This window comes from Acidobacteriota bacterium, from assembly GCA_039028635.1.
In the GTDB taxonomy this organism is placed as follows: Bacteria; Acidobacteriota; Thermoanaerobaculia; order Multivoradales; family JBCCEF01; genus JBCCEF01.
Window position 1 is genome coordinate 47098 of record JBCCHV010000041.1, and the last position, 10067, is coordinate 57164.

Annotated in this window: 6 protein-coding genes; 1 reads left to right on the forward strand and 5 read right to left on the reverse strand. The window is 67.7% G+C overall.

What is annotated here, in order from left to right; all coding sequences use genetic code 11:
* Positions 1-6 precede the first annotated feature (6 nt).
* From AAF604_16535 to AAF604_16555, 5 genes are all read right to left on the reverse strand, one after another.
* Positions 7-552: a cyclic nucleotide-binding domain-containing protein gene (locus AAF604_16535; protein MEM7051279.1), complete on the reverse strand. Its 546-nt coding sequence runs from the start codon at positions 550-552 to the stop codon at positions 7-9.
* A 1-nt stretch (position 553) separates the two neighbouring features.
* Positions 554-3424, reverse strand: coding sequence for an NHLP bacteriocin export ABC transporter permease/ATPase subunit (locus tag AAF604_16540; protein ID MEM7051280.1), 2871 nt, complete (start codon positions 3422-3424; stop codon positions 554-556).
* Between the two features lie 7 nt (positions 3425-3431).
* The gene (locus AAF604_16545; GenBank protein MEM7051281.1) at positions 3432-5585 is read right to left on the reverse strand and encodes an NHLP family bacteriocin export ABC transporter peptidase/permease/ATPase subunit; all 2154 of its coding nucleotides are present in this window, start codon (positions 5583-5585) and stop codon (positions 3432-3434) included.
* Positions 5586-5699: 114 nt separating this feature from the next.
* Positions 5700-6941, reverse strand: coding sequence for an NHLP bacteriocin system secretion protein (locus AAF604_16550; protein ID MEM7051282.1), 1242 nt, complete (start codon positions 6939-6941; stop codon positions 5700-5702).
* Entirely contained in the window at positions 6938-8437 is a 1500-nt protein-coding gene (locus AAF604_16555) for a TolC family protein (GenBank protein MEM7051283.1), read from the reverse strand. The genes AAF604_16550 and AAF604_16555 overlap by 4 nt, the downstream gene beginning before the upstream one ends.
* 150 nt (positions 8438-8587) lie before the next feature.
* Between AAF604_16555 and AAF604_16560 the strand changes: the two genes are divergently transcribed.
* Positions 8588-9760, forward strand: a complete 1173-nt coding sequence (locus tag AAF604_16560; protein MEM7051284.1) for a hypothetical protein — start codon at positions 8588-8590, stop codon at positions 9758-9760.
* The last annotated feature ends 307 nt before the right edge of the window (positions 9761-10067 follow it).

The window sequence follows — 10067 nt, forward strand, 5'->3', positions numbered from 1 at the left end:
CGTGTCTCAGTCTTCGGTCAGGGCCTTCATCATACGGTCGAACCGATCTCCTGCCAGGGCGACGGTGTCGAGAACGTTGGGATCGAGCTCGTCGACATCGTCTTCCTCGACCAGCTCTTCGAGATCTCCCTGGCTGCCGTAGCCAAGGGCGCGGTGGCGCTCGCGCACGGTGGTCGACAGGTAGATGGCGAGGGCCTTGTAGAAGCGTGCCGCGAATCCCATATCGCGGTCGAGCTTGGCGAGGAGGAGCGCGCGGTCGAGGGCGAAGACGAGGGCAGCCGTCGAGCTACGCACGGTGGCCGATGGCGGCCGGGCATCGACGAAGGACATCTCGCCGACGATCTCACCGACGTTGAGGCGGGCGATCTCGCGCTCGGCGGCCCCCAGATGAACGGAGAGCTTGCCGCGCAACAGAAAGAACAGAGCATCGACGGGAACCCCCTGGCGGATCAGCACCTGACCGGCGTCGAGGGCGCGTTTCTGGCCGTTTTCGGTGATCCACTCGACGTCTTCGTCGTTGAGCTGGCCAAAGAGATAGAGGACTTTTCGCATGCTAGACCACCTGTCGTTCGATGAGGCGAGCGAAGACTCCGCCGGCGGCGGCGAGCTCTTCGTAGGTACCGGTTTCGACCACCCGCCCCTTGTCGATCACCACGATGCGGTCGGCGTTGACGATGGTGCTCAGGCGGTGGGCAACCACAATGCGGGTCGCTTTGAGGTTTTCGAGGCTACGGCTGACGATCTCTTGGGTGCGATTGTCGAGGGCGCTGGTGGCCTCGTCGAAGAGCAGGATGCGGGGTCGGTGGACGACCGCTCGGGCGATCAAAAGGCGCTGCTTCTGGCCCCCGGAGAAGGTGCCGGCACCTTCGCTGATCACCGTGTGCATGCCCATCGGCATGGCCTGGATGTCTTCTGCCAGGCCGGCCATGGCGGCGGCCTCCCAGGCCGCCTGAATGCCGAGATCGGAGCTGCCGACGATGTTGGAGTAGATATCGCCGACCATCGGCTGGCCATGCTGCAGAACCACCCCGATCTGTCGCCGGACGGACTGCACGGCGAGGGTCGAGAGATCCTGGCCGTCGAAATAGATCGAGCCCGACTGGGGCGATTCGAAGGCCAGGATGAGGCGAATGCAGGTCGACTTGCCGGATCCGGAGGGGCCGACCAGGGCGACGAACTCGCCGGCGCCGGCGCGGAAGGAAACGTCATCGAGAATCAGCGGACCATCGTCTTCGTAACGGAACGAGACGTGGCCGAACTCGATATCGCCGGCGAGCTCGCCGGCGTCGGCCTTGTCGACGTCGACCTCCGGTGGCGTCTCCAGGATCGGCTGAACGCGCTCGTAGATCGGCACCATGGTGAGGATGCTCGAGAACACCCCGAGAATGGCGAAGGACGAGGCCAGGAACTGGCCGAAGGCGGCGTTGAAGGCCAGGAACTCGCCGATCGGCAGGTCGACCCGGGAAGAGAAGCCGACCATCGCGAAGATGGCGAGGGAGGCGATGACGCCGTAGAAGCTGTTAAGGGCGGCCTGCGCGTTGGTGATCCGACGCACCTCGAGGGTCTGCTCGCGCTGCTCGGCGAAACGCTCGGCCCAGCGCGAGTAGGCGCGCTGCTCGGCGCCGCTGATGCGCAGCTTCGGCAGGCCGTTGATGATGCCCAGGAGGAGGCTGGCGATCTTGCCCTGGAGCTCAAAGAGGGGGCGCTGGCGGCGCACCTGGATGTAGGTCAGGGCACCGGTGACGAGCAGCAGCACCGCCACCACCAGGGTGGCGATGAGGGCCAGCGGGCGGCTGAAGTAGAAGAGCAGCCCGAAGCTGAAGACCGAGAAGATGGCGGTCAACAGGGAAGTGGTGACGTTGCCCATGAAGAGCTCTCGGATCGAGTCGAGGCCCATCGACCGGTCGGCGAGATCGCCGACGCTGAAGCGCCGGAAGAAGGACACCGGCAAGGACAGCAGGCGGTCCCAGACGGCGGCCTGGACGGTGCCATCGACCTTGCCACCGAGGCGCAGGACGGCGATGCTGCGGGTGATCTGGAAGATGCCGGCGGCAAGGGCACTGATGATCAAGCCGAGGGTCATCTGGGCGAGCTGCGAACGGTCGGCGCTGGGGATGACGTGACCGAAGATGCGACCGGTCATCAGTGGCACGACCAGCCCGACCAAGCCGCCGGCCACACCCATGGCGAGAATGGTGGTGAGGTCGCGGCCACGGCCGCGGAGGGCGGCGCGCGCCAGATCGCGGACTTGAACGGCGCGCTCCGGCAGCGGCGGGTAGAGCATGAAGGCGCTACCGTCGAGGCGCTCGGCGAGGGCGCCGTCGACCTTGTGGCGCTCGCCGGTGGAGGGATCGACCAGGTGGTATCGGCGCGCCGAGATCGGTAGCAGGGCGACCGGGCGAGGTTCCGCCTCGTCGTCTTCGGCGAGGTAGGCGATCAGCGGGCCATTGTCCTGACGCCACCAATCGTCACGCAACAGCACGCGGCGCCAGCGCACTCGGGAAGCCGAGCAGATCTCCTCGAAGCGCAGACTGCGCCGTTTGCCCTCCGGCGACTCGGCCGGGGTCTGGATGGTGAGGCCGAGGGCCTGGCCGACCATTCGGCAGACGGCGAGGATCGGGTCTTCGGTGGCGGCGCTGGCGGCCGCCGCGGTCGCCCCGCCGTCGTCGCCGAGCACGCGGGTGAGGCGGCCGTGGGCGGCGGCGAGACCGGCGCGATCGCGATGGCTCTGCCGCGCCACCCGCTCGCGGTCGGCTTCCGCTTCGCCCGCGAGGTGCTCCTCGAGGTAGGCGATGTAAGTGCGGTGGAACTCCTCCAGGGCGTTTCCCAGCCGGCCATCGGCGACCAGGGTGGCGGTGCTCTGGGCGCTCAGGCGAGAGTCCGCCGCTCCCTTCACCCAGGTGCGGCGCCCGACCGGCAGGGTCTGGCCATCGAGTGGGAAGGAGGCGCGTCCCAGAAAGCGAGCCTCGCCCTCCAGGAGTCTCACCCACTGGACACCGCGGTCGCTGCGGGCGACGGTCTTCTTCTTTTCGAGAACCGTCTCCTCGCCGGCGGAAAGGGCGATGAAGCGCTTCGGCGGTGGCGGCGGGGAGACGCTGTCGAAGAGCAGCTCGAGCCAGCCGTCGATGCCGCGATGGAGGTCTGCCGGCGGCGTCCCGGCGGTGACCGGCGCGATTGTCGAGGGGACGGCGCTGACCGCGATCAGCTGCAGCTTTCCGCCTTCGACTCCACAGAGGGCGTCGCCGGTCTCGGCGGATCCGAGGTGCAGGCGCCGGCCCCAGCCACCGTCTTCGGTGGCGAGCCGGGCGAAGACCTCGAAACGACCGGAGGTCACCAACCGCGGCGGCGAGCCCGCCGGCAGGGGTAGCACCTCGTTGCCGGCGAGGGCCGGTGGACCGGTGGGGGGCTGGAGAGGATCGCTCATCGTTCCGTCAGTCCTCTCCGATCAGTTGGGCGTAAGGTCCATCGGGCGTCGCCATGAGCTGGTCGTGGGTGCCTCGCTGCACCACCTTGCCGTGGTCGAGGACGATGATCTCGTCGGCATCCCGAATGGTGCTCAGGCGATGGGCGACGATCAGGCAGGTGGCGCCGCGGCGGCGCAGGTTTTGGTCGATGCGCTGCTCGGTCGTCGAGTCGAGGGCGCTGGTGGCTTCGTCGAGCACCAGCAGGGTGGGGCTGCCGACCAGAGCGCGGGCGATCTCGAGGCGTTGGCGCTGACCACCGCTGAAGTTGGACCCGCCCTCCCGCACCGGGCTGTCGTAGCCTCCGGGGCGGGCGGCGATGTCGTCGTGGATGGAGGCGTCGCGGGCGGCGGCGACGATCTCCGGCAGGGCGGCCGTCGAATCCCACAGGGTGAGGTTTTCGCGCACCGAGCCTTCGAACAGGAAGATGCTCTGGTCGACGGAGCTCATGGAGTGGTTGAGGGTGCGGCGGTCGAGGTCGCGGCGCGCCTTGCCGTCGAACAGGATTTCCCCTTCCCAGGGTTCGTAGAGGCCGTTGACCAGCTTGGCGACGGTCGATTTGCCGCTGCCGGAGCCGCCCACCAGGGCGATGCGCTTGCCCGGCTCGAGCACCATGTCGAGGCCGCTGATGAGGGGCGGATCGAGACGGTTGTAGCCGAAGGAGACGTTGCGCAGCTCGAGGTGTCCGTGGAGCTTGAGGGGTGGGTCCGAGCTCTCCTCGGCGGCCTCGTAGGCCGGGTCCGTCGGGTAGCGCAGCACGTCGTCGAGGCGCGCCATGTCGCCCTCGACGGTCTGCAGCTTGCCGCCCAGGTTGACCAGACGGTTGATCGGCGCGATGAAGCTCGCCATCAGCACCTGGAAAGCCACCAGTCCACCGAGGGTGAGCTCACCATCCATCACCCGCAGTCCGCCGAGGCCGAGGATGAGGGCCGTGCTGAGGGCCGACAGCACCGGTGGAATGGTGTCGAGGATCTGGGTCTGGCGCTCGAGGTCCTGGCGAATGTTGACCACCTTCGATTGGTAGCCGGCCCAGCGCGCGTAAAGGTCCGTCTCTCCGCCCGAGGCTTTGTAGGTCTCGATCATCTGAAGACCGCCGATGGCGGTGCCGTCGAGCTTGCCGCGCTCCTGCAGCAGGCGGCGGTTGCCATCGACCCGTTTGCGCGACACGAAGCGCAGGGCCGCGACATTGAGGGAGGCGACGGCGATGCCGACCAGGGTCAGCACGACGTCGTAGCGGAAGAGCACGAAGGCGTAGAACAGCACCGCCAGAATGGCGAGGAAGTTGGTCGCCAGGTCGCGCGACAGGAGCTGCGCGACGCGGTCGTTGATCTGCACTCGAGAGCTGATGTCGCCGCTGAAGCGCTGGCTGAAGAACTCCGTCGGCAGGCGCAGGACGTGCCATAGGAAGCGGCTCGAGCCGGCGAGGGCGATCTTGGTTTCGAGACGCAGCAGAAAGTGTTGCTGGATCCAGGTCAGGGAGCCGAGGACGGCGGCCGTCAGGCCCATGGCGAGGAGCAGGGGCTTGAGCCAGTCGAGGCGGCCCTCGAGCAGCACGCGATCGACGAAGACCTTCGAGAACACCGGCACCACCAGCCCCGGCATCACCAGGGCGAGACCGGCGAGGAGCACGAAGGCGACGGCGGCGGCCGAGCCGATCAGGCGGCGGCGCAGCGCCGGCACCATGCTCGGGGGCTGGCCGCCGGGAGCGAAGTCCTGGCTCGGCGTGAAGGTCAGAACGACGCCGGTGAAGGACTGGTCGAGCTCCTCCTCGTCGACGACGCGCGGTCCCATCGCCGGATCGTTGAGGTAGACCTTGCCGCGGTCGATGCCTTCGAGCACCAGGAAGTGGTTGAAGTTCCAGTGCAGGATCATCGGCGCCGGCAGGCTGCGCAACGCCTCCGGCTGCTTCTTGAACCCCTTCGCCACCAGGCCGTATCGGCGCGCCGCTTTCACCACGTTGGAGGCCTTCGAGCCGTCTCGCGAGACGCCGCAGGCGATGCGCAGCTTCTCGAGCGGTTCCCACTTGCGATAGTGGGCCAGAACGATGGCGAGGCTGGCGGCGCCGCACTCGACGGCCTCCATTTGCAAGATTGTGGGGGTGCGGGCGCGGCGTCGCCGCGGCAGCCAGGAACGCAGGCGGGTGAGAACGCGGCGCAGCACCGTCAGAGCGCTCCGGCGAGGCGCAGGTCGAGGCTCATCACTGCGGCGCTGACCAATCGGACGAGGGGCGAGATCATCCTAGAGGCCGAGGTTCTGCCGCACCTTCGGCATGATCAGGTGGATGGGCCGATCCTCGCGCACCACCACCCGACCATCGGCGAGGGTGCCGCTGCTGATCTCGAGATCGGGGCCCCGGCTCGACGACCAGCGGTAGCCGGTGGGGGTGTTGGTGTCGCCTTCGAGGGTGACGTCGATCTGGATCAGGGGGCCCTCGGCGAGCAGCCGCGAAACCAGATCCTCGTTGGCCAGCAGGCGCAGCATGCCGCGGCGGGTCGAAGGGAACTCCGCCGCCCAATCGACGGTGCCGATCATGTAGCCGTACTCTTCCCGTTTGACCGTCGACGGCGAGACCCGGACGGTCATCCCCGGCGCCACTTGTTTACCCTCCGATGCCGGCACGAAAAGCACCGCCACCAGGTCTTCCTCCGGAACTTCGAGGGACAGGATCGGCGTGCTGCCGTCGACCACGTCGCCGGGATCGACCATCAGCTCGAGCACCCGGCCCTGCCGCGGCGCCACGATGTTGAGGTTCTCGCGCAGCCGGGCCTCGAGATCGGCGATCTCGTAGCCGAGGTTGCGAACTTCAGTGCGCTGAGCCTCGATCTCTTTGAGGATGCTCTGCTCGGTCTCCAGGCGACTGAGCTCGAGACCATCGAGGTCGAGACGGTTGTTGGCGATGCGGTCGCGGGTGGCGTTGAGCTCCTGCTTGGTGGTGACCAGCTTCTGCTGCGTGATCAGGCCATCGGCGAGCAGCCCTTCTTCGGCGGCGATGCGTTCTTCGAGCAGGCGGCGGTCGCTCTCCAGAGTGGCCAGGGCCTGCTCCAGCTGAGAGCGCTGCTGGCGACGATTCCGCGCTTGCAGTCGGCGCTGCTCATCGGAGAAGGAGAGCAGCTTGTCGAGCTCCTCCTGCTGGGTATCGCGCTTGGCCCGGGTCTCGGCGAGCTCCCGCTCGAGGGCCTCTTGTCGCACCGTCGCCACCACCTGGCCGCTGCGAATCGCGTCGCCCACCTGGACGCGGACATCGGCAATTTGGCCGCTGGCTCGCGCCACCAGGTCGGAGACGCCGCCGCGGCGCAGCAGGATGCCTTCGCCGCCGGCTTCCGTCGGCAACGATCCCAGGATTCCCCAAGCCAGGGTAGCGGCGAGCAGGCAACCGATAGCGCCGAGGGCGAGCCAGCCTACCGGCGTGGTCACCCGCATCAGCTGGTCGAGCTGCTCCGGGGAAGAAAGTCTTTCGAGGGCGACTTTGCGGAAGATCACGGCGCTCCTCCTCGTGGGTCGGGGACCGTCTCTAGGTCGCCGAGTCGGTAGGGGTCGGCGACGGCGGTGAGGGTGGCGGTCTGAAAGCGTAGGTCGATCAGCGCCTGGGCGTAGGCGAGGCGGGCGGTGATCATGCGCTGGCGGGCGGCCGTCAAGCGGTCCCGCTGGGTGATCACGTCGATCAGGGTGGAGGCCTCGGCGCGCAGCTTCTTTTCCTCGTTGGCGACGGCTTTCTCGAAGAGTCGAACCGAAGCCGCCGCCAAGCGCACCTGCTGACGGCTGCGCTCGACCGCGTCGACGGCCGTCGGGACGTCCGCCGCGAGGCCTTTGAGGAGCTCTTCGACGAGCAGCTCGGAGGTGCGATCGCGAGCCGTCGCCTGCAGCCATCGGCCCTCGGCGGCGCGGTTGCGCAGGGGCAGGCCGAGCTGCAGCCGTAGCTCGCTGCTCAGGCCGGGGCTGTTGCGCACCGTGGAGCTGAAGAAGTCGTCGACGGAGGATCCCTCGATGGCTCCGGAGTAGCTCGGGACGAAGGTCAGATCGAGGGCTGGAAGCAGGCCGCTGCGGGCTGCCGTGCGCAGCGCCGTGGTGGCCTCTCGACGCAAGCGCAGAGCAGCCAGGTCGTGGCGGCGCTCGGTGGCGAGATCGACGAAGCGCTGCGCTGCCGGCAGTGTCGGGAGGTCCGCCGAGGCGGTGATGGTGGGAAGCGCATCACTCGGCGGTGCCAAGGCCTGGAGGGCCTGGGCGTCGAGTCCCATCTCGCGCCCGAGATCCTGACGGGCGGCGAAGAGGGCGCTTTCGGCGGCGATGCGATCGATTTCCTTGGCGGTCAGGTCGGCCTCGATCAACACCAGGTCGGCGCGCGGCGTCTGGTCCGCGTCGACCAGCAGCCGGGTGGTCGCCAGCAGCTGCCGCGAGCTGTCTTCGGTGGCCTGCAGGATGGCCAACCGGTCCTGAGCGGCGACGGTGCGCCAGTACTGGCGGGCGACACTCCGCACCCGCCCCTCGATCAGCTGGTGGAGGTCGCGCTCGGCGGCTGCGACGTCGAGTCGCGAGGCTCGCTCGTCGGCCGCCGTGGCGGTTCGTCCCCGGCCGCGCAGCAGAGGTTGGGTGAGGGCGAGGCTCAGGGTGCCGACGTTGACGGTGGCGTCAGCGACGGTGCCCGGATCGCGCTCGATGTCGAAGCGCGGTTGGAGCAGGGTGCCGCCGCGCAACAACCGATCGAGGCCGAGGCCGAAGCCCAGGACCTCGCTTTCATCGGCGCTGTCGGGACCGGTGGCGAGGCGCGAGTCGATCCACGATCCGCTGGCCGAGAGCAGGGGCTCGAAGGCGGAGGCGGCGATTTCGAGACCACCGCGAGCGATCTCGAGCTGCTGTCGTGAGCGCTCGATCTGCGGGTCATTTTCGAAGGTAATATTTATCGCGGACGTTAAATCGACCTGTGAGTGCGATGTTTCCTGGGCTCGGGCCGACACGGGGTCGGACAGGCAGGCCACCATGGCGACCGCAGCCAATACCCGAAGTGCTGAAGAATGAAGCCTGTAGGATGAGCCGATCAGCATTCTTCGAGGATCGAATCCTTTTTTCTTCTTTGATAGAAATCTGATGGCAAAATTGTATTGCTATATGATCAATTTATCATGGAGAGCATGAAGGCTCAAGAGCAGATTCTGGCCTCCCTCGGGGCGCAGGGGGATGATCTGGCCGCCCTCGAGCGCTATAACGAGAACCACTTCGATCTCGCGGTGCTCGATGAGCAGCCTTTACCGCACGACGACGAACCTTGTGTCGAGCAGTGGGCGACGTGGTTGCGCCGAGCGGGGGGCGGAGCGGTGTGGCCGCTTCTGCGCGCCGACCTGCCTCAGCTCGCTTTTCCGGTGGCGGCGGGGATGAGCGCGACGGACGACTACCGAGCGGCGACTCTGGCTGGTCGTCCGGTGAATTCCTTGGAGAAGGCGACGGGGCTCGAGATCGAGCAGCCGGAGGGCATCGAGCTCATGCTCCACCGCACCGCCGCGGGGCGCATTCCGGTGTTGATCGTGCGTCAGCGCCAGGACTTCGTGGCTCTGGTCCAGGCCCTCGGGCGGCGCAACGAGGCGCGGCCCGTGCCGGCGGCGATGGGGGCGCTGATGGTCGCCGGCTTCAACAACTGGGCGCGCATCCGGGAACGCCAAGCGAAGTGGCGGGAGACCCCTCCGGAGGACCGCGAGACCGCCACCTGGAAGGAGGAGTTCAGCCGCCTCCGGGCTCACAAGGAGCTGTTTCAGGATCGCTTCATGATTCTCAGCAATGGTCCCTACAGCGCCGTGCCCGCCGGCGATCTCGGTCTGCAGGACGACGACTGGCGGGAGCGCTCGCTGGTGATTCGGCGCGAGCACGAGGCGACCCACTACTTCACCCGTCGCCTCTTCGGCTCGATGCGCAACAACCTGCTCGACGAGCTGATCGCCGACTACACCGGCATCGTGGCCGCCGAAGGGTACTTCCGGGCCGATTGGTTCCGGCGTTTCGTCGGCCTGCAGGCCGACGGCGCGATCCGTTCCAACGGGCGGATCAACATCTATCGCGGCGATCCACCGCTGTCGGACGCCGCTTTCGCGGTGCTCGGCAAGCTGGTGGTGCGCGCCGCCGAGCATCTCGAAGCCTTCGATCGCGTCGCCTTCAGCGGCCCTCCCTCGCTACGCCAGCAGGCGGTGATGATCGTGGCCCTCGCCACCCTTCGACTCGAGAACCTGGCCGCCTCCGATGGCGCCGACGCGATCGGTCGAGCCCGCGACGAAGCGGAAAGGCGCCTGCGCTGGCGCAAGCATGTTGCTGATTAACTCATCGGCAACTTGCTTCCGGGCCCGAGAGGGCCCTGCGGCGAAGCCGTGAGACGGGGTGAGCCCTGGACGGGGTGAGCCCCTACGCGGGCCGCCGAAAATCGCACTTTTTCGGGCCGGGCCGCGCAGGCGAGGGGGCGCTTAGCCCCCCCTCGCCGGGCGCCCCCGAAACAAACAGCTAGCAGCGTTGGAAAAGTCGCGAAGCGGACTTTTTCAGCAGCCTGCTAGCAGGTTGCTGAAAAACTCAGCGGCAACCTGCGACCGAGCCAAGACGGGCTCGGCGGCGGCTCAGCCGCCGCGACGGGAG

Excerpts from the sequence above, each read along its gene's own strand:
- AAF604_16540 (MEM7051280.1), bottom strand. The coding sequence starts at position 3,424 with ATGAGCGATCCTCTCCAGCCCCCCACCGGTCCACCGGCCCTCGCCGGC.
- AAF604_16555 (MEM7051283.1), bottom strand. The coding sequence starts at position 8,437 with ATGGTGGCCTGCCTGTCCGACCCCGTGTCGGCCCGAGCCCAGGAAACA.
- AAF604_16535 (MEM7051279.1), bottom strand. The coding sequence starts at position 552 with ATGCGAAAAGTCCTCTATCTCTTTGGCCAGCTCAACGACGAAGACGTC.
- AAF604_16560 (MEM7051284.1), top strand. The coding sequence starts at position 8,588 with ATGAAGGCTCAAGAGCAGATTCTGGCCTCCCTCGGGGCGCAGGGGGAT.